At 70.0% G+C, this 18,890-nt stretch carries 16 protein-coding genes and 1 riboswitch; of the genes, 2 read left to right on the top strand and 14 right to left on the bottom strand.

Features of this window, described 5'->3' with window-relative positions; all coding sequences use genetic code 11:
• Positions 1-26: 26 nt before the first annotated feature.
• Complete coding sequence (locus HS041_RS03020) at positions 27-719, bottom strand: hypothetical protein (RefSeq protein ID WP_196438991.1); 693 nt, start codon at positions 717-719, stop codon at positions 27-29.
• A gap of 103 nt (positions 720-822) precedes the next feature.
• Between HS041_RS03020 and HS041_RS03025 the strand changes: the two genes are divergently transcribed.
• Positions 823-1,698: an HhH-GPD family protein gene (locus HS041_RS03025; protein WP_307845148.1), complete on the top strand. Its 876-nt coding sequence runs from the start codon at positions 823-825 to the stop codon at positions 1,696-1,698.
• Between the two features lie 25 nt (positions 1,699-1,723).
• Here HS041_RS03025 and HS041_RS03030 read toward each other — a convergent pair whose 3' ends face one another.
• From HS041_RS03030 to HS041_RS03055, 6 genes are all read right to left on the bottom strand, one after another.
• On the bottom strand, positions 1,724-2,674 hold the full coding sequence (locus HS041_RS03030; RefSeq protein WP_196438993.1) for a TIM barrel protein: 951 nt from the start codon (positions 2,672-2,674) through the stop codon (positions 1,724-1,726).
• 446 nt (positions 2,675-3,120) lie between these two features.
• Positions 3,121-5,628, bottom strand: coding sequence for an ATP-dependent Clp protease ATP-binding subunit (locus HS041_RS03035; protein ID WP_196438994.1), 2,508 nt, complete (start codon positions 5,626-5,628; stop codon positions 3,121-3,123).
• A gap of 289 nt (positions 5,629-5,917) precedes the next feature.
• Entirely contained in the window at positions 5,918-6,250 is a 333-nt protein-coding gene (locus HS041_RS03040; RefSeq protein ID WP_196438995.1) for a histone-like nucleoid-structuring protein Lsr2, read from the bottom strand.
• 547 nt (positions 6,251-6,797) lie between these two features.
• A complete protein-coding gene (locus HS041_RS03045; RefSeq protein ID WP_255529538.1) occupies positions 6,798-7,382 on the bottom strand; it encodes an RDD family protein in 585 nt (194 codons plus the stop codon).
• 133 nt (positions 7,383-7,515) lie between these two features.
• A complete protein-coding gene (locus HS041_RS39905) occupies positions 7,516-8,637 on the bottom strand; it encodes an RDD family protein (RefSeq protein WP_307845149.1) in 1,122 nt (373 codons plus the stop codon).
• A gap of 85 nt (positions 8,638-8,722) precedes the next feature.
• Positions 8,723-9,307 (bottom strand): amino-acid N-acetyltransferase, encoded by a 585-nt coding sequence (locus HS041_RS03055; RefSeq protein ID WP_196438997.1) that lies wholly within the window; start codon positions 9,305-9,307, stop codon positions 8,723-8,725.
• 332 nt (positions 9,308-9,639) lie between these two features.
• Positions 9,640-9,794: riboswitch (cyclic di-AMP (ydaO/yuaA leader) on the top strand.
• Between the two features lie 5 nt (positions 9,795-9,799).
• Between HS041_RS03055 and HS041_RS38040 the strand changes: the two genes are divergently transcribed.
• On the top strand, positions 9,800-10,852 hold the full coding sequence (locus HS041_RS38040) for a C40 family peptidase (RefSeq protein ID WP_307845150.1): 1,053 nt from the start codon (positions 9,800-9,802) through the stop codon (positions 10,850-10,852).
• A gap of 52 nt (positions 10,853-10,904) precedes the next feature.
• On the opposite strand, the gene HS041_RS03065 is transcribed toward HS041_RS38040, so the two are convergent.
• The 7 genes from HS041_RS03065 to HS041_RS03095 form a co-directional block, all read right to left on the bottom strand.
• The gene (locus tag HS041_RS03065; RefSeq protein ID WP_230878395.1) at positions 10,905-11,090 is read right to left on the bottom strand and encodes a helix-turn-helix domain-containing protein; all 186 of its coding nucleotides are present in this window, start codon (positions 11,088-11,090) and stop codon (positions 10,905-10,907) included.
• Positions 11,091-11,488: 398 nt separating this feature from the next.
• The gene (gene lysX / locus HS041_RS03070) at positions 11,489-12,994 is read right to left on the bottom strand and encodes a bifunctional lysylphosphatidylglycerol synthetase/lysine--tRNA ligase LysX (protein WP_196438998.1); all 1,506 of its coding nucleotides are present in this window, start codon (positions 12,992-12,994) and stop codon (positions 11,489-11,491) included.
• Positions 12,995-13,071: 77 nt separating this feature from the next.
• On the bottom strand, positions 13,072-13,854 hold the full coding sequence (locus HS041_RS03075) for a type III pantothenate kinase (protein ID WP_196438999.1): 783 nt from the start codon (positions 13,852-13,854) through the stop codon (positions 13,072-13,074).
• Positions 13,854-16,406 (bottom strand): L-aspartate oxidase, encoded by a 2,553-nt coding sequence (locus tag HS041_RS03080; RefSeq protein ID WP_196439000.1) that lies wholly within the window; start codon positions 16,404-16,406, stop codon positions 13,854-13,856. Before HS041_RS03080 ends, HS041_RS03075 begins: the two co-directional genes overlap by 1 nt.
• Positions 16,407-16,535: 129 nt before the next feature.
• Positions 16,536-16,952: an aspartate 1-decarboxylase gene (gene panD, locus HS041_RS03085; RefSeq protein ID WP_196439001.1), complete on the bottom strand. Its 417-nt coding sequence runs from the start codon at positions 16,950-16,952 to the stop codon at positions 16,536-16,538.
• Between the two features lie 104 nt (positions 16,953-17,056).
• Positions 17,057-17,902 (bottom strand): pantoate--beta-alanine ligase, encoded by an 846-nt coding sequence (gene panC / locus HS041_RS03090; protein ID WP_196439002.1) that lies wholly within the window; start codon positions 17,900-17,902, stop codon positions 17,057-17,059.
• Positions 17,893-18,783, bottom strand: a complete 891-nt coding sequence (locus HS041_RS03095) for a Rossmann-like and DUF2520 domain-containing protein (RefSeq protein ID WP_196439003.1) — start codon at positions 18,781-18,783, stop codon at positions 17,893-17,895. The genes panC and HS041_RS03095 overlap by 10 nt, the downstream gene beginning before the upstream one ends.
• Positions 18,784-18,890: the final 107 nt, after the last annotated feature.

An 18,890-nucleotide genomic window follows, 5' to 3' on the forward strand; every position in this document is an offset into this window, starting at 1 on the left:
GTTCCGGGGACGACCCGGTGGCGCGGTCAGCGGAGGTGGAAGACCACTTTCCTGCTCTTCATGCCCGGCGCCTGGACCACGGCCACGTAGGTGCCGGGCCGGGCCGCGGCGCGCTTGGCCCGGCAGTCGGATCCGGATCGGTGACGGTCCCACTCGGTCACCTGGACGTACGGGATGCCGCGTTCGAGCCTGTGCAGGTCGTCGGTCTCGCCGCTCACGCAGTCGGCGGACGACCAGACCCGGTCGTCACCGGAGGTGATGCGGATCTCGAGCGTCCGGGGGCCCACGTCGGTCGTGCACATCACCTTGCCGGTGTTCACCAGCGTGAGGACGAAGCGGGGCCGGTCGGGGGCACCGTAGACCTCTCCCTCCCCCTGCAGGCTCAGCACGAGGTCGGCGGTGTCGCAGGCGTCGCCCGGCCGTTTGGGCCGGGGAGTGGGCTTGGCCGGCTTGGGCGTGGGCGTCGGGGAGTGCGACGCCGGGGCGGCGGCCGGTGGAACCGCCGGGGTGACGGTGACCGTGGGCAGCCCGGCCAGCAACCCTCCCGGTGCAGGCGATTCGCCCGCCGCCTGCGGCGTGGAGGAGTTCTGCGGCCCGCTCGACGACGAGCAGGCCCACGCCACGACGGCGACCACGACGAGAACGGCGATGAGCGCGGTCAGCCGTCGCCGCCAGTAGACGTCCACTCCGATATCGCTGCGGAACGTGTCCGGATCCATGCGCACAGTATGGAGATTCATGTTCCGCCACAAGGGACGACCCGCCGCGCCCTATACCGTTTCGGAGGGCGAAGCTGGGGGTATCCCGCACTATCGTCAAGAGGTGCCCAAGGCCAATCCTCTCCTCGACCCCATCCTCACCTGGTATGCCGCAAACGCCCGCGACCTCCCGTGGCGCGCCTCCGGCGCCACCGCCTGGTCGATCCTGGTGAGCGAGATCATGCTGCAGCAGACGCCGGTGGCCCGGGTGCTTCCCGTCTGGGCCGAGTGGATGGAACGCTGGCCCACGCCCGCCGCGCTGGCCGCCGAGCCGCCCGGCGAGGCCGTACGCCACTGGGGCCGGCTCGGCTACCCGCGCCGCGCGCTCAACCTGCACGCCTGCGCCCGGGCGATCGTCGACCGCCACGGCGGCGAGGTGCCCTCCGACCACGCCGCCCTGCTGGCCCTCCCCGGCGTCGGCGAGTACACCGCGGCCGCGGTGGCCAGCTTCGCCTTCAAGGGCCGCCATGCCGTGCTCGACACCAACGTGCGCAGGGTCCTGGCCCGTGCCGTCTCCGGCGAGGAGTACCCGCCGAAGGCCACCACCGCCGCCGAGCGCGCGCTCGCCGCCTCGCTCCTGCCCGGACCCGAGGACGCCCCCGTCTGGGCCGTCGCGGTGATGGAACTCGGCGCCCTGGTCTGCACGGCCCGCACCGCCCGCTGCGCCGAATGCCCGATCAGCGACCTGTGCGCCTGGCGGCTGGCGGGCAAGCCCGCCTACGACGGACCCGCGCGCAAGGGCCAGAGCTACGCCGGCACCGATCGCCAGTGCCGCGGCCGGCTCCTGGCCGTCCTACGCCAGGCGCACGGCCCGGTCCCCAAGGCGGCCCTCGACGCCGTCTGGGGCGACGCCCCGCAGCGCGAACGCGCCCTTGACGGCCTGGTCGCCGACGGGCTGGCCGAGGTCCTGGAGGACGGCACCTACCGCCTCCCGCTGTGACGGCCCAGGCGCTCCCGGCGCATGCCTACGCGGCCAGGCGCAGGCCGAAGGCGGTGAGGTTGCTGCGGGCCCAGTCGAGCTCCTCGGCCAGCGCGTTGACCAGCGCGCCGGGCCCCTTGGCCCGCATGGGCGCGGCCAGGTCGTGGGCCTCGACCTCGATGTGGGCGGTGCCGCTCACGGCGCCGGAGAGCATCGCCGTCAGGGTGTCCTCCAGGACCGACCTGGTGCTCGGCAGCTCCCTGCAGGCGTCCCCCACATGGTTGTGGACGTGGCTGAGCTTGACCACCGGGGCCCCGGCCGCCGCCAGGCCGCGCAGGGCCTGTCCGGGCTCCTCGGCGCCGCCGGCGAGGTGGCAGGCGTCCAGGCAGACCCCCAGGTGCTCGGAGTCGATGCCGCAGACCCGCTCCAGGGCCTGCTCGGTGGTCTCCAGCACGCAGCCGGGCCAGGGCTCGAACCCGACCCTGATGGTCTTGCCGGTCACGCTGTACAGGCCGCGCAGTTCGCGGGAGAGCCGCTCCAGCCTGCGTGAGGCGATGGTGTGCAGGTCGGCGGGCCAGTCACGGCGCCAGCCGATGGGGATGGTGGAGATGCTGCCGAAGCGGACGTCCTCCGGGAGGAGGAAGGCCAGGATCTTGGCGAGGGCCATCGTGTAGCGGTAGCGCTCGGGCTTGGCCCAGTCGGGACCGGGGGCGTCCTGGTTGCGGCCTCCGGTGCCGTTGAGGCTGACGACCTCCAGGCCGCGCTCCTCCAGGGAGCGGCGGAGCCGTACCAGCTCGATCCGGTCGGCGGTGAGATGGTCGGCGACGCTCGGGGAGAGCCAGAGGCCGACCCCCATCCGCTCCACGCCCAGCCGCTTGCGCACCGGGACCGCGTAGCGGGTCAGGTGCGCGATCAGGTTCTCCAGGTCCTCCGCGGGGTGCACACCCGCGTTGTAGGCCAGGTGAACGAGCGTCCCGTCCTCGTGCCGCAAACGCATCCGATGCCTCCAGGCGTGCTCCGTGTAAGAGACCCGATTGCCCCACACCCGTGGTCCCGGCCTCATGAGCCGGGAGTCCCTTGTCTGCTGGGAACTCGACCCGGTCCGCCGAGAGCCTGCCGTACGGGCACCGGTCTCCGCGTCACTCCCGGAGCTGATTCGTCAGTACGCCGCTGGGCTGATCTCGGGACCGGCCCCGTCGCGTGCGTCGGCCGGTGAGCCGGCGGCGGGAAGTGGTCCAGTTCGCTCTACAGAGTGTAGTACTACCTTTGGTGGCGAAAGGACTCCCTTGGATAACAAAAAGGCAGACCCCGTGGTGAGCATCCTCACCACGGGGCCTGCTTCGCCTCCACCCGGCGGACCGGGAGCCGGCGCCGTCCGGCGGACCGGGGGCCGGCCGCCCTCCCTCGCGCCGGGGGACCCGCGTCCGCCCGGCGCGCCGGAGGTCAGTTCTGGATCGGCTCCACGATGGACGCGGCCGAGTCCGGGACCTTGTTGCCGGGCATGCTCTCGCCGTTGAAGGTGAACTTGGCGTTCTCCCCCTCGCCCTCGATCGCGATCTTCACGACCTGGCCGGGGCGGAGCTCGCCGTACAGGATCTTCTCCGAGAGGGAGTCCTCCAGCTCGCGCTGGATCGTACGGCGGAGCGGGCGGGCGCCCATCACCGGGTCGTAGCCGCGGTCGGCCAGCAGCTGCTTGGCCTCCTGCGAGACCTCCAGACCCATGTCGCGGTCCTTCAGGCGCTCGGCGACCTGCGCGAGCATGAGGTCCACGATCTTGATGATCTCCTTCGGCGTCAGCTGGTGGAAGACCACGATGTCGTCGACACGGTTGAGGAACTCGGGCCGGAAGTGCTGCTTGAGCTCCTCCTGCACCTTGCCCTTCATCCGGTCGTAGTTCGACTCGGTGTCGTTGGACTTCGCGAAGCCCACCCCGATGCCCTTGGAGATGTCCCGGGTGCCGAGGTTGGTCGTCATGATGATGACGGTGTTCTTGAAGTCCACCACGCGACCCTGGGCGTCGGTCAGGCGACCGTCCTCCAGGATCTGCAGCAGCGAGTTGAAGATGTCCGGGTGGGCCTTCTCGATCTCGTCGAAGAGGACCACGGAGAACGGCTTGCGCCGCACCTTCTCGGTGAGCTGGCCGCCCTCTTCGTACCCGACGTAGCCGGGCGGGGAGCCGAACAGCCTGGAGACGGTGTGCTTCTCCATGAACTCGGACATGTCCAGCATGATCAGCGCGTCCTCGTCCCCGAACAGGAACTCGGCCAGCGCCTTGGACAGCTCGGTCTTGCCGACGCCGGACGGGCCGGCGAAGATGAACGAGCCGCCCGGGCGACGCGGGTCCTTCAACCCGGCGCGGGTGCGGCGGATCGAGCGGGACAGACCCTTGATGGCGTCGTCCTGGCCGATGATCCGCTTGTGCAGCTCGTCTTCCATGCGGAGCAGCCGCTGGGACTCCTCCTCGGTCAGCTTGAAGACCGGGATGCCGGTGGCGGTGGCGAGGACCTCGGCGATGAGCTCCTCGGTCACCTCGGCCACGACGTCCATGTCGCCGGCCTTCCACTCCTTCTCCCGGCGCTCGCGCTTGAGCTGGAGCTGCTTCTCCTGGTCGCGCAGGGCTGCGGCCTTCTCGAAGTCCTGCGCGTCGATCGCGGACTCCTTCTCGCGCCGCACATTGGCGATCTTCTCGTCGTACTCGCGCAGGTCCGGCGGCGCGGTCATGCGGCGGATGCGCATGCGCGAGCCGGCCTCGTCGATGAGGTCGATCGCCTTGTCCGGCAGGAACCGGTCGCTGATGTAGCGGTCGGCCAGCTGCGCGGCGGCCACGAGGGCGCCGTCCGTGATGGAGACCCGGTGGTGGGCCTCGTAGCGGTCGCGCAGGCCCTTGAGGATCTCGATCGTGTGGCTGAGGCTGGGCTCGGCCACCTGGATCGGCTGGAAGCGCCGCTCCAGGGCGGCGTCCTTCTCCAGGTGCTTGCGGTATTCGTCCAGGGTGGTGGCACCGATGGTCTGCAGCTCGCCACGGGCCAGCATCGGCTTGAGGATGCTGGCGGCGTCGATCGCGCCCTCCGCGGCACCCGCGCCGACGAGCGTGTGGAGCTCGTCGATGAACAGGATGATGTCGCCGCGGGTGCGGATCTCCTTGAGGACCTTCTTCAGGCGCTCTTCGAAGTCACCGCGGTAACGCGAACCCGCCACCAGGGCGCCCAGGTCCAGGGTGTAGAGCTGCTTGTCCTTGAGCGTCTCGGGGACCTCACCCTTGACGATCTTCTGGGACAGCCCCTCCACGACGGCGGTCTTGCCCACGCCGGGCTCGCCCACCAGGACCGGGTTGTTCTTGGTCCTCCGGGAGAGGACCTGCATGACCCGCTCGATCTCCTTGTCGCGGCCGATCACCGGGTCCAGCTTGCCCTCACGGGCGGCCTGGGTCAGGTTGCGGCCGAACTGGTCGAGCACGAGCGAGGTCGACGGTGCGGCCTCCTGCGGCCCGCCCGAGGCGGCCGGCTCCTTGCCCTGGTAGCCGTGAAGCAACTGGATGACCTGCTGCCGCACCCTGTTGAGGTCGGCGCCCAGCTTCACCAGCACCTGGGCCGCGACGCCCTCGCCCTCACGGATGAGGCCGAGCAGGATGTGCTCGGTGCCGATGTAGTTGTGCCCCAGTTGCAGGGCCTCGCGGAGCGACAGCTCAAGGACCTTCTTGGCGCGCGGGGTGAAGGGAATGTGCCCCGACGGCGCCGACTGGCCCTGGCCGATGATCTCCTCGACCTGCTGCCGCACACCCTCAAGACTGATGCCGAGGCTCTCCAGAGCCTTGGCGGCAACGCCTTCACCTTCATGGATCAGACCAAGAAGAATGTGCTCCGTACCGATGTAGTTGTGGTTGAGCATCCGGGCCTCTTCTTGGGCCAGGACGACAACCCGCCGTGCGCGGTCGGTGAACCTCTCGAACATCTCGTCGCTCCTCACAGAGCGGTCAGGCAGGTCCGGGATATCCGGGCCCTGTCCTCCCGCATGGTAGCCCCGACCCGGAGACCGCTCTATGCCATAGGACGTTCCCCGAGAGCAGGGCGTTCACGCTCCATCCAACTACTTGTCGGGGGTGCGATGTTCCCGATACGCCGCAAGCGAACGACGTTTATCGACCTTGAAACGCATCATGCGGTCATGGCCGCCACCGGACCCCACCGTGGCCGCCATAACCGCATGATTCCGATCGGCGAACCGCATCGCCGACCACCGGTCAGTGAGCCGCCTCGTACTGCTCGACGATCTTGGAGGCGATTCGACCGCGCTCGCTGACGTTGAGACCGTGGGACTTGGCCCATGCCCGGATGTCGGCGCTCTTCTCCCGAGTCAGTGCCCGCGTGCCGCCGGCGCGCCGGCGGCGGGGGGCCGCGGCCCCGGAGCGGCGGGCGCTGGCGACGAAAGGCTCCAGAGAGTCACGGAGCTTCTTCGCGTTTACGTCACTCAGGTCAATCTCATAGCTGGTGCCGTCAATCGCGAAGGCGACGGTCTCATTGGCCTCGCCCCCATCGAGGTCGTCGATGAGAATCTCCTGGATCTGCTTGGCCATGTATGCAACCCTTTCGCGGAGCATTGTTTCATTGCCAGCTAAACATATACCCGCCGTGACCGGGCAGCAATTCCAAGAAGCCGGGCGATTCTCAGCGAACTCGGGGGCAAGAGAGGCGGAAGGAAGGAAGGGGCTCTCAGCCCTTCCCGGACTCGGCCTTGTCGATTGGTTTCGGGGCGCGACGACCGGCCGCCTCACTGCGGAAGAGCTTGAAAACTGCATACACAAAAACCCCGCCCACCACCAGGGGCGGCGTCAGCGCGGCTATTACCTCGTACATGTCCTCGCTCCGCACGGGCCGACATTCGGGATCTGAAATTCCGGCGGCGGGATCCCGAAGCCGCCGGGATCCGTCCGCAACGAGCGGATCGGCTCGGAGAAGACCATAGCGGCCCGCAGGCACGATGTGCCTGGCGGGGTGCGCCATACCCTTCCCGGGCCAGCTTAATGCTTCTGGGCAGGCTCCTTACCAGACGGCTCCGGAAAGCGGTGCGGAAAAGGCGGGCAGAGCGATGACTTACTGATCACCAAGTCGCGGAGGCCAATGTCAGGGCAGGTCCTTGACCACGACGGTACCGGCCAACTTGTCATGAAGGCCCTGTTGGAGAGGCCGGTCCAGGAGGATGAACAGGCCCGCCGCGAAGCCGAGGACCGCCGCCGGCAGGTTCAGCAGGGGAATGCCCGAGGCCAGGAGAACGCCGGGGCAGAGAACCGCCCGCTTCATCAGCGCGGAAGGCGCCGGCGCGGCGGCGCCGTACGGGACCACGCGGATCCCCATCGCTTTCTTGCCCGCCGTACGGCCGCTCCGGGCGTGCGACGCATAGTCATAGAGCGTATAAGCACCAAAAGCGATCAGCCCGGCGAACGACGCCGGGAGCGTCCGGGGGTCCGCCACGCGCTCCCCGCCCGCCTGAACGAAGATGAGGTAGAACGCGAGCGAGAGAATCCAGTAGAGCACCGCGAAGACCACTCCGTCGATGGCGCGGGCGGCCAATCGCTCCCACCAATCGGCCAGCGGCGCCGGAGCCTCGGAAGGCGGAGGCCCTTCTACGGGAACCGCGGGGGAACCGGCGGCCTCCGGAGACACCGGTCCGGGACGATTGTCCGCACCAGGTCGCGATGGAACGGCCATGGTGTCCCCCTTCCGGGGTGAATCGCTTCAGGCCATGACGGCGACCTGCCCGCCAGGTGTTACTCCACACCTTTTCCCGCCCGCATATGAAAGCGGGGCCGGCGGTTCCCCGCCGGCCCCGACAATCAGAGGACTACTTGACCTTGACGACCACCGTCGCGGCGACCTTGTCGTGCAGAGCCTGCTGGAGCGGCTTGTCCCACAGCAGCCAGAGCACGTTCACCAGGCTGAAGATGCTCACGATCAGCCCCAGGAAGGGCACCCCGTTCACCAGGTACGGGCCGTAGAGCACACCCGCCCGCTTCACGGCGAAGTCGGCGGGCAGGCCGCCGGCGGTCGAGGAGCTCCCGACCGGGACCACCTTGATGCCCATGACCATCTTGCCGACGGTCTGGCCGTTCTGCTTGAGCATCAGGAACTCGTAGGCGATGAAGATCAGGCCCGCGATGATGCCGGTGATTATGGAGGCGAGGACGACCCCGCCGCCCGCCTCGAGCGCACCGGTCGTGGCGTCGAACGACGGCGGGGTGACCAGCGCGGCGGTTATCGCGAAGGTCAGGATGGCCAGAGGGATGGCCAGGATGACGCCGTCGATGATGCGGGCCACCAGACGCTGCCACCACTCCGCGAGCGGAGCGGGCACGCCCGGGGGCGTCGCGCCCTGAGGGCCGTACCCCTGGCTGTAGGACGGAGCCTGCTGCCCGTAGGCGGACGGCTGGCCGTAGCCCGGCTGCTGCTGCCCGTAGCCCGGCTGCGCGGGCTGCTGGCCGTAGCCGGGCTGCTGCCCGTAGCCCGGCTGGGACGCCTGCTGCCCGTAACCCGGCTGCTGGCCGTAGCCGGGCTGCTGGCCGTAGCCCGGCTGGGACGCCTGCTGGCCGTAGCCGGGCTGTGCGGGCTGCTGCCCGTAGCCCGGCTGCTGGCCGTAGCCCGGCTGGGACGCCTGCTGGCCGTAGCCGGGCTGTGCGGGCTGCTGCCCGTAACCCGGCTGCTGGCCGTAGCCCGGCTGGGAGGCCTGCTGGCCGTAGGCGCCCGTCCCGCCCTGCTGGCCGTACCCCTGCTGCTGGTCGTAGCCCTGCTGACCGTAGCCGGGCTGAGCCTGGCCGGGACCGGTGTTCTCCGACCGGTATCCCACGATCGTCACATCCGGGTCGAGCCCGCCCCGGCCTGCGTTCTGCTGTCCGTATTCCGGCTGCCCCGACGGTGTGCGATCGCGGTCGGGCTCATCCTGCGGATACGGCGGCTGTCCGGTACTCACCGCGTCACCTCACTTCGACTGGGCATGTGGCTTATGTCAGACACATGCTTGCTGCTGCACAAGGTATCGACATAGGTAACGACAGTCACCTTTCCGATGGGTCGTCACCAAGGTCATTTTGGCCCAGATGGAGCAGCATTCGGGTGTTTCCCAAGGTATTCGGCTTGACACGCTCCAGGTCGAGGAACTCCGCCACGCCCTCGTCGTAGGAGGCGAGCAGCTCGGCGTAGACCTCCGGCGAGACGGGCGCGCCCTGGATCTCCCTGAACCCGTACCCGGCGAAGAAACCCACCTCGAAGGTCAGGCAGAAGACACGGCGCAGGCCGAGCTCGCGGGCCGTGCGTATGAGGGCAGAGACGATCATGTGACCGATCCCCATCCGCCGGCAGGAGGGGTCGACGGCGACGGTGCGGATCTCCGCAAGGTCCTCCCAGAGCACGTGGAGGGCTCCACAGCCGACCACCGCGCCCGCCCGTTCGGCGACCCAGAACTCCTGCACGTCCTCGTACAGCGTGACGGTTGCCTTCTCCAGCAGGCGCGGGCCCGCCCCCGCGTAGGTGTCGACGAGCCGCCGGATGGCGCGCACGTCCGGGGTGCGCGCGCGGCGGACCGTGATCACCTCGGCGCCCTGTACGGCCCGCGGGGGGAAGTGCTCGGCAACCTGCTTCATAACCGATCAGAGTACGTCCTCTTCGGTCCGCGGTTACGGCTCGCCCTTAACTCGGCCCCCAAAAGCATCAGACGACACGCAAGGGGATGCCCGCTGCGACCCACCGGCACCTCGGCCGCACTCGGCTCCCCCGGGACACACCCCCGCAGACCTGCAAGGACCTTCCCCGAGGAGGTCCATGACGGCCAGCCGGAGCGCAATGTCCCGTTGGATAGGATTTCTCGTAACCTTTCCGTGATTGTGTCGTTGGTGAACCCTTACCGATTTTGCAGTTCCGGTTGAGCTTGAACCTCCCTTTGCACTAGTGTCCAGCCCGATGTCGGCTCACCCCGAGAGCCGGCCCGCCGAGTCTCCGAATACGGAGAGCCGGGGACCCACCCTCCTTGAAGTCCCCCGGGGTGAATCCGTGGCGCCCCCGCGCCCCGGTAGGGCGCTCTCCTGGCCCGAACCCGTCAGCTAACCCGGTAGGCGGCAGAGGAGAGGAGCCTGTTGGTGAAGCGCACGCGCGATCGCGGAGGACGACACGCGGGCGAGCGCGCCCGCGGTCGAGAACGCACCCTGCGCGCCCCGCGAGGGATCTCCCGCCGGATCTCCGTCATCGCGGTCGCCTTCACCGCCCTCACCCTCGGCACCCCTCTGGTCGCGGCCACCGCCGAACCTGAGCCGAGCCTCCAGGAGCTCGCCAAACAGGCCGAGAAGCTCCACAACGAGATCGGCCGGCTCACCGAGCAGTTCAACGGCGAGCGGGTCAAGCTCAAGCAGGCCGAACGGGCCGCAGCGGCCGCGAAGAAGACCCTCTCGGGCAGCGAGGCCGAGCTCGAGGCGCGGCGCTACAAGGCGAGCCTGCTGGCGCAGAGCAGCTACATGTCCGGCGGCCTGGCCTCCGGGCTGGCCTTCGCCGGCTCCAGCGACCCCGACGCCTTCCTCGACCAGGCCGCCACGGTCTACACCATCCAGCAGCAGCAGAGCGAGGAGGTCGCCCAGGTCAGCCGGGCGATCAAGGCCGCCGAACGGGCTAAGGCGGGCGCCAAGGCCCGGACCGCCGAGGTCAACAAGCTTCTCGACGAGATCGAGACCAAGCGCACGAAGATCGAGCGGCTGGTCGCCCGGGTCGAGAGCGACCTGTTCCGGGGGGTGCGGGAGAGGACCGGCCGCGGCCGCCGAGTGAAGATCGACGCACCCATCGTGGGCAGCGGGAAGGCCGCGGAGGCCGCCCGCTGGGCGCTCACCCAGCAGTTGAAGCCCTATGTGTGGGGCGCCGAGGGACCTCACGGCTTCGACTGCTCCGGCCTGGTCATGTGGGCCTACCAGAAGGTCGGCATCAGCCTCCCGCACTACACCGGCAACCAGTGGACCGCGGGCACCCACATCTCCAAGAGCGAGCTTCGCCCCGGCGACCTGGTCTTCTTCTACAACGACCTGCACCACGTCGGGATCTACATCGGCGGGGGCATGATGGTCCACGCGCCGCGGACCGGCGACGTCGTCCACATCGCCTCGATCGAGGGCCGGCCGTACGCCGGCGGCGTGCGGATCGCGGACTGAGCCGGGCCGGGGATCCGGGGAGGCGCCGAACCGGCCCCGCGGGCCGGGCGCGCTAGATCAGGCGGCGGCGCGCGGCCCAGGCCACGGCCTCGATCGCGGTGGCCACGCCGATGCGGTCGCAGATGCCACGGAGCCTGCGCCGCACGGTGCGCCCGCTGATGTCGAGGCGCCGCCCCACGCGGTCCACGGTGACCCCTTTGGCCAGCTCCGACAGGAGAACAAGGTCATCCTCACTCAAATCAACCTCGCGCGCGCCCGGAAGACTGTCGTCACGACGGAAATCCACTACAACTTCTGGATATGCCATCTAGAGGTCCTCCCCCCGGACCGGAACCCAGCCGTGAGTGTGATCGGAAGCAATGTAACCCGTCAGGAACGGTAAACGTCTTCTTCAAAGCTCGTCAAGTTCCAGCCTCCATAGACTCGCTTCGCATGATTGACATAGTGCTTAATACATGAACTACTCACGATATGTCAGTGCCTTTATGGTTAAGTCGGTCCGGAACCAGGGCCCGCGTGCCGATGGATCGCTCCCCGACGACCGAAAGGCCTCGTCCGGGCGGTAATCCGACTTCCGGGACAAGGCAAAGAAAAAGGCGGCCGCCACGGGGACGGCCGCCTCGCAGAAGGTGATCCTCAGGCCCCGCCGGCCGGCTTGACCAGCGGGAACAGGATGGTCTCCCGGATGTTCCTGCCCGTGAAGGCCATGATGAGACGGTCCACGCCGACCCCGACGCCTCCGGTGGGAGGCATCGCGTATTCCAGGGCTGCGAGGAAGTCCTCGTCAAGTTGCATCGCCTCGAGATCTCCGCCCGCTGCAAGAAGTGACTGCTCGGTCAGACGGCGGCGCTGCTCGACCGGGTCGACCAGCTCCGAGTAGGCGGTGCCCAGCTCGGTGCCGAACCCGATCAGGTCCCACTTCTCCGTCAGCAGCGGGTTGTCGCGGTGCTGGCGGGTCAGCGGGGAGGTCTCCAGCGGGTAGTCCATCACGAACGTGGGCTGGACGAGCGTGTGCTCGACCAGTTCCTCGAAGAGCTCCTGGACCAGCTTGCCCTGACCCCACTTGGGGTCCCAGTGGATCTCCCGCGCGTCGGCCAGCTTGCGGACCTGCTCCAGCGGGGTCTCGGTGGTGATCTCCTCGCCGATCGCCGCAGAGACGGAGCCGTACAGCGTCACCCGCGGCCACTCGGCGATGCCCAGGTCGACCTCCTGGCCCTCGTGGGTCACCACGGAGTGGCCGAGCGCGGCCACGACCGCCTGCTGGATCATCCGCTGGGTCAGGTCGGCCATGTCGTTGTAGTCGAGATACGTCCCGTAGGCCTCGAGCATGGTGAACTCGGGGTTGTGGGTGGCGTCCGCTCCCTCGTTGCGGAAGTTGCGGCTGATCTCGAAGACCTTCTCGATGCCGCCGACGACGAGCCGCTTGAGGTAGAGCTCGATCGCGATGCGAAGGTAGAGCTCCATATCGTAGGCGTTGATGTGGGTCTTGAAGGGCCGGGCCGCCGCGCCGCCGTGGATCGGCTGCAACATCGGCGTCTCGACCTCGAGGTAGCCCTCACCGTGCCAGAAGTCGCGCATCGCGCGGACCACGGCGCTGCGGGTGTAGGCCATCTTGCGGGCCTCGTCGTTGACGATGAGGTCCACGTAGCGCAGCCGTACCCGGGCCTCCGGGTCGGTGAGCCCGGCGTGCTTCTCCGGCAGCGGGCGCAGGCACTTGGAGGTGATCGCCCAGCGGTCGGCCAGGATGGACAGCTCACCGCGCTTGGAGGTGATGACCTCGCCCTCGACTCCGATGTGGTCGCCGAGGTCGACGTCGCGCTTCCAGGCGGCGAGGGACTCCTCGCCCACCTTGTCCAGCGAGATCATGATCTGCAGGTCGCCGGAGCCGTCCCGGATCGTGGCGAAGCAGAGCTTGCCGCCGGTCCTGGAGAGCATGACGCGGCCCGTGACGCCCACTTTGTCGCCGGTCGCGGTGTCAGCGTCGAGATCAGCGTATTTCTCGCGGATCCCGGCGTTGGTCGCGGTGCGCGGAAAGGACACCGGATAGGGGTCGACGCCCTCGGAACGGAGGCGCTCGAGCTTCTCCCGGCGCACGCGCATCTGCTCGGGCAGATCCTCGGCTGCAGTCACATGGTCGGTCACGCAGCCAAGGGTACCGATACCGCAGAACCGGCGTTGTCCCGCCGTGACGGTTTTCCCGCCCCGGTGGAACCTCGCGGTCACATGGTGTTGCGGTGGTAGATGAGCCGGAGCCCGATCAGCGTCAGCCACGGCTCGTGCACGTCGACCGTGGCGGCCTCACCGGTCACGAGGGGGGCCGCGCTACCGGTCGCGACCACGGTCACGTCGTCGGGGTCGTCGGCCAGCTCGGCGGCCATCCGCTCCACGATCCCGTCCACCTGGCCGGCGAAGCCGTAGATGATCCCCGACTGCAGCGCCTCGACCGTGTTCTTGGCGATCACCGACCGGGGCCGGATCAGCTCCACCTTGTGCAACTGCGCCCCGGCCGCGGCCAGCGCGTCCACCGAGATCTCGATCCCGGGCGCGGTGACCGCCCCGACGTACTCCCCCTTGGCGGAGACGGCGTCGAAGGAGGTGGCGGTGCCGAAGTCGACGATGATGCACGGCCCGCCGTACAACTGGATGGCGGCGAGCGCGTTGACGATCCGGTCGCTGCCGACCTCCTTCGGGTTGTCCATCCGGACCGGCACCCCGGTGCGGATGCCCGGCTCCACGATCACCGCGGTGACGTCGCCGTAGTAACGCCGGCACATCTCACGCATCTCGTTGAGCACCGACGGCACCGTGGAACAGAGCGCGATGCCGTCGACGTCGGCCCCCTTGAGCAGCGGCGACTGCGCGAGCAGGCCCTGCAGCACGACGGCGATCTCGTCGGCGGTGCGCCGGGCGTCGGTCGCGATCCTCCAGTGCTCGATGACCTCCTCGCCCTCGAACAGGCCGAGAACGGTGTGCGTGTTGCCGACGTCGATGGCGAGCAGCATCAATTCCCCCGAAGGTCCAATGCGATGTCAAGGGCCGGCGCCGAGTGTGTGAGCGCGCCCACGGCAAGGTAGTCAACGCCAGTTTCGGCCACATCACGGGCCGATTCCAAGGTCAACCCTCCGCTGGACTCCAACCGGGCCCTGCCGGCCACGAGCCGTACGGCCTCCGCCAGCTCGGCCACGGTGAAGTTGTCCAGCAGGATCTCCTCCGCCCCCTCCGCAAGCACCGGCTCGATCTGGTCGATCCGGTCGACCTCGACCTCGATCGGCAGGCCGGGATAGGCGTCCCGGACCGCCCGGAACGCCTCGGCCACCCCGCCGGCGGCCACAACGTGATTGTCCTTGATCAGCGCGGCGTCCGAAAGGGACATGCGGTGGTTGACCCCGCCGCCCGCGCGGACGGCGTACTTCTCCAGCGCGCGCAGGCCCGGCAGGGTCTTGCGGCTGTCCCTGATCCGGGCCCCGGTCCCCTCGACCGCCCGGACCCACCGGCCGGTGAGCGAGGCGACGCCGGACAGGTGGGTGAGCAGGTTCAGCGCGGTCCGCTCGGCCGTCAGCAGGTCCCGGGTCGCGCCGGTGACGGTCATCAGCACGTCCCCCCTGCCCACCCGCTCGCCGTCCTTGACGTGCCGCTCGGTACGGCTGACGCCGAGCCGGGCGAACACCGCCTCCGCGACCGCGAGGCCCGCCACCACGCCGTCCGCCCGCGCCACCACGTCGGCGGTCGCGGTCTGCCCTGCCGGGATCGTGGCCAGGCTCGTCACGTCCCCCGCCTCCTGCAGGTCCTCCCGGAGCGCGGTCTCGATCACGGCGGTCACCTCGGCGGGGTCGAGTCCCGTCGCGACCAGTTCCTCGGCCACGTGCGCGGGCAGGCCGGCGGGGCCGGCGGCGTGCGGGCGGTAGCTCATGGTCAGTCCCTCTCCGGTCAGGGTCATGTCGAGGTGGCTCAGCCACCGGGTGTCGTCGCGCTCGGGGAAGTCCTCCCGCCAGTGTGACCCCCGGGTCTCCTCCCGGGTGCGGGCGGCCTCCACCAGCGCCGAGGCGACGGTCAGCAGGTTGGTGGCCTCCCACGCCTCGGTGCACGGCTCGACCGCCACCGGGGTCCAGCGGGAGTTGAGCAGCGCCCGGCTGACCTCGTCGAGGCTCTCGCCGCTGCGCAGCACGCTCGCGCCCCGGCTCATGTGCCCCTGGATCCTGGCCCGCGCCCGGGGGTCGACCAGGCCGGTCGGGCGCCCGTCGGCCGCCGGCTCGCCGGGCGAGAGCCGTACGGCCCCGCCCGCCTCCGTCCGCCGCGCGTGGATGTCGGCGGCGATCCGCTCGGCGAAGACCAGGCCCTCCAGCAGCGAGTTGGAGGCCAGCCGGTTGGCGCCGTGCACGCCGGTGCAGGCCACCTCGCCGCAGGCGTACAGGCCCGGCACGCTGCTGCGGCCGTACAGGTCGACGCGGACGCCGCCGCTGGCGTAGTGGGCGGCCGGGGCGACCGGGATGGGCCGGGTCACCGGGTCGATGCCGTGTTCCAGGCAGACCGCGTGGATGGTCGGGAAGCGGGTGCGCCACTTCTCCTCGCCGAAGTGGCGGGCGTCGAGGTACACGTGGTCGGCGCCCGTCTCGCGCATCCGCCGCATGATCGCCTTGGCCACGACGTCGCGGGGCGCGAGGTCGGCGAGCTCGTGCACGTCCTTCATGAACCGCACGCCGTCGGCGTCGACGAGCACCGCGCCCTCTCCGCGGACCGCCTCGGAGATCAAGGGCTGCTGGCCGGTGGCCTCCTCCCCGAGCCAGAGCACGGTCGGGTGGAACTGCACGAACTCCAGGTCCCGCACCACGGCCCCGGCCCGCAGCGCGAGCGCGACGCCGTCCCCGGTGGAGACCAGCGGGTTGGTGGTGGCGGCGTAGACCTGGCCCATGCCGCCGGTGGCGAGTACCACCGCCGGGGAGCGGACCGCGCCCACGCCGTCGCGGCTGCCCTCGCCCATCACGTGGAGGGTCACGCCCGCCGTACGGCCGGCGTCGTCCTTGAGCAGGTCGAGGACGAGCGCGTGCTCGATCACCTCGATCCCCGGCGACGACCGGACCGCCGTGACCAGGGCCCGCTGCACCTCGGCCCCGGTGGCGTCGCCGCCCGCGTGCACGATGCGGTCGCGCCGGTGACCGCCCTCCCGGGTGAGCTGGAGCTCGCCGGAGGCGTCGGTGTCGAAGCGGGCACCCGCCGCGATGAGGCGGCGCAGCGCGTCCGGCCCCTCGGTCACCAGCACCCGGACCGCCTCGGCGTCGCAGAGGCCGACCCCGGCGATGAGCGTGTCGGACAGGTGCTCCTCCGGCGTGTCCTCGGGGTCGAGCACGGCGGCGATGCCCCCCTGCGCCCAGCGCGTGGAGCCGGCCGAGAGCACGTCCTTGGTGACGACCAGGACCTTCGCCCCCGGATCGAGCGCGGCGTGGCGCAGCGCCAGGGTCAGGCCCGCGATCCCCGAGCCGACCACGACCACGTCCGCCTCGACCGTCCAGCCCGGCTCGGGTGCGGTCAGCCTCTGGGGGATGGCGGGAATGCTCATCGCCGTCTCCTGTCTGTGTCTATGGCCGTGCTGCGCACGGCGGCTCGGGGCGGCCGCCTATTTCGTCAATATGACGATAACGCCCCGCAGGAGACGGGTCTTCCCCGGGTCGCCCCGAGCCCGGTGCCGTCACCCCGCGACGAGGTCACCGCGCAGGTCGCCGGAGCCGGGTGCGGGCTCGGCCGGGTCGTCGCCGAGGTCGACGATCCGGTTCCCCCGGTCGACGTGGACGACGCGCGGCCGGAAGGACCTGGCCTCGGCGTCGTCCATCTGGCCGTAGGCGATGATGATCACCAGATCGCCCTCGTGGACGAGGCGGGCGGCGGCGCCGTTGATGCCGATGACCCCGGAACCGCGCGGGCCGGCGATCGTGTAGGTGACCAGCCGGGCGCCGTTGTCGATGTCCACCACGTGGACCTGCTCTCCGGAGAGCAGCCCGGCCGCGTCGAGGAGATCCTCGTCGATGGTGATCGATCCCACATAGTGCAGGTCGGCCTGGGTCACGGTGGCACGGTGGATCTTGGAGGTGAGCATGGTGCGGAGCATGCGCTGTTCGCCTTTCTCAGGGTCGCGCTGCCACGGGGCGTGCACGCCGGATGGGGAGGTATGCCAGGCTATAGACCAACCCTGCGCGAGAACAACGCCGTTGATCAACCCAGCGTGAGAACAACGTTGTCGATCAGCCGGGTAGTCCCGACCCTGGCCGCGACCGCGAGGATCGCCTCCCCGGTGTGGCCGTCGCCCACCTCGGCGAAGGTCGCCGGGTCCGCCAGGATCAGATAGTCGACGTCCACCGCGGGCTCGGCGTCGAGCACGGCGCGCGCCGCCCGGCGGATCTCCGCCGGCGTGCTCCGCTCCGCCCCCGCGAACAGCGCCCGGGAGAGCGCCAGGGCCGCGACCCGGTCCTGCGCCGACAGGTAGCGGTTCCTGCTGGACAGGGCCAGACCGTCCGGCTCCCGGACGGTGGGGGCGCCCACGATGTCGATCGGCAGGTCGAGGTCGGTGACCATCCGGCGGATCAGCGCCAGCTGCTGGGCGTCCTTGCGCCCGAACACCGCCACGTCCGGCCGGACCAGGTTGAACAGCTTGAGCACCACGGTCAGCATGCCGTCGAAGTGCCCCGGCCGGAACGCCCCCTCGGCGATCGTGCCCATCTCCCCCGCCGAGACGCCGACCTGGCGGTCCGGCAGGTACATGTCCTCGGCCGAGGGAGCGAAGACGACGCCCGCCCCCTCGGCGGCGCAGATCTCCAGGTCGGCGTCGAACGTCCGGGGGTAGCGGGAGAAGTCCTCGCCCGGACCGAACTGCAGGGGGTTGACGAAGATGCTCACCGCGACGTGGTCGGCCCGTTCCCGGGCCAGGCGCATGAGCGAGCGGTGCCCCTCGTGCAGCGCCCCCATCGTCGGCACCAGCGCCAGCGTGGCACCCGCGCCCACGCCCAGCACCCGCCGGGCCTCGACCAGCTCGGCGCGGTCGTTCGCCACGATCACGTCCATATGTTCCCTCCCAGGGCGTCCAGGAGGCGTTCGGCGGCCTCGGGCTTGAGCAGCCCCGCCGCGAGCGCCCGGTCCGCCGTGAGCCTAGCGAGGGCCACATAGGCGTCCGCCGCCTCGGGGGCGGCCAGGATCAGCGCGTCCACATGCCTGCGGACCGTCCCCGCGTCGCCGCGGACCACGGGACCGGTCAGCCCGGCGATGCCGAGCCTGAGCACGTTGTCCAGGGCCGCGCCGAGCAGCGGCCCGAGCATCCGGCCCGGCTCCGCCACGCCGATCTTCCCCAGCAGGTCGGAGGACTCCGCGACGAGCGTGACCATGTGGTTGGCCGCGCCCGCCAGGGCCGCGTGGTAGAGCGCCCGGTCCTTCTCCTCGATCCAGACCGGCTCGCCCTCCATCTCGATGACCAGCGCCTCGGCCACCATGCGGAGCTCGTCGGGCGCGGTGACGCCGAACGAGATGCCGATGAGGCGGTTCAGGTCGTCGTCGCCGCCGGTGAAGGTCATCACCGGGTGCAGGGCCAGCGGGAGCGCCCCCGCCCTCGTCGCGGGGTTGAGGACCGCCAGGCCGTACGCGCCGCTGGTGTGGACCACCAGCTTGCCCCGCAGGTCGGCGCCGGTCTCGGCCAGGCCGGTGACCAGGCCGGGCAGCACGTCGTCGGGGACCGTGAGCAGGACGAGGTCCGCCTTGGCCACCACGTCCTCCGGGCTGCTGGGAGCGAGGCCGAGCCGTTCCACCGCCCGGTTGCGGGAGGCGTCGGAGACGCCGCTGGCGGCCACGATCCGATGCCCCGCCCGCGCCAGCGCGCCGCCGAGCACCGAACCGACCCGTCCGGCTCCGAGCACTCCGACTGCCAGCCGCGCCGGACGATCATCTGTGTGCATGACGTCCCGTCCTTCGACCACCTGGGATTAAAAACCGTTCTTGAGTTCATCAGCGTTGACCAGCGTTCATCGCCTACCATCGGTTGCGATCGATCACCTCGGCGGGA

The organism is Planomonospora sp. ID67723 (assembly GCF_015711605.1).
In the GTDB taxonomy this organism is placed as follows: Bacteria; Actinomycetota; Actinomycetes; order Streptosporangiales; family Streptosporangiaceae; genus Planomonospora_A.

What these genes read in the sequence shown, in the direction of transcription:
- HS041_RS03045 (WP_255529538.1), bottom strand. Translation starts at nt 7,382, where the DNA reads ATGGCCGTTCCATCGCGACCTGGTGCGGACAATCGTCCCGGACCGGTG.
- HS041_RS03030 (WP_196438993.1), bottom strand. Translation starts at nt 2,674, where the DNA reads ATGCGTTTGCGGCACGAGGACGGGACGCTCGTTCACCTGGCCTACAAC.
- panC (WP_196439002.1), bottom strand. Translation starts at nt 17,902, where the DNA reads ATGGACGTGATCGTGGCGAACGACCGCGCCGAGCTGGTCGAGGCCCGG.
- HS041_RS03055 (WP_196438997.1), bottom strand. Translation starts at nt 9,307, where the DNA reads ATGAAGCAGGTTGCCGAGCACTTCCCCCCGCGGGCCGTACAGGGCGCC.
- HS041_RS03080 (WP_196439000.1), bottom strand. Translation starts at nt 16,406, where the DNA reads ATGAGCATTCCCGCCATCCCCCAGAGGCTGACCGCACCCGAGCCGGGC.
- HS041_RS03095 (WP_196439003.1), bottom strand. Translation starts at nt 18,783, where the DNA reads ATGCACACAGATGATCGTCCGGCGCGGCTGGCAGTCGGAGTGCTCGGA.
- HS041_RS03075 (WP_196438999.1), bottom strand. Translation starts at nt 13,854, where the DNA reads ATGCTGCTCGCCATCGACGTCGGCAACACGCACACCGTTCTCGGCCTG.
- HS041_RS03040 (WP_196438995.1), bottom strand. Translation starts at nt 6,250, where the DNA reads ATGGCCAAGCAGATCCAGGAGATTCTCATCGACGACCTCGATGGGGGC.
- HS041_RS03035 (WP_196438994.1), bottom strand. Translation starts at nt 5,628, where the DNA reads ATGTTCGAGAGGTTCACCGACCGCGCACGGCGGGTTGTCGTCCTGGCC.
- panD (WP_196439001.1), bottom strand. Translation starts at nt 16,952, where the DNA reads ATGCTCCGCACCATGCTCACCTCCAAGATCCACCGTGCCACCGTGACC.
- HS041_RS03020 (WP_196438991.1), bottom strand. Translation starts at nt 719, where the DNA reads ATGGATCCGGACACGTTCCGCAGCGATATCGGAGTGGACGTCTACTGG.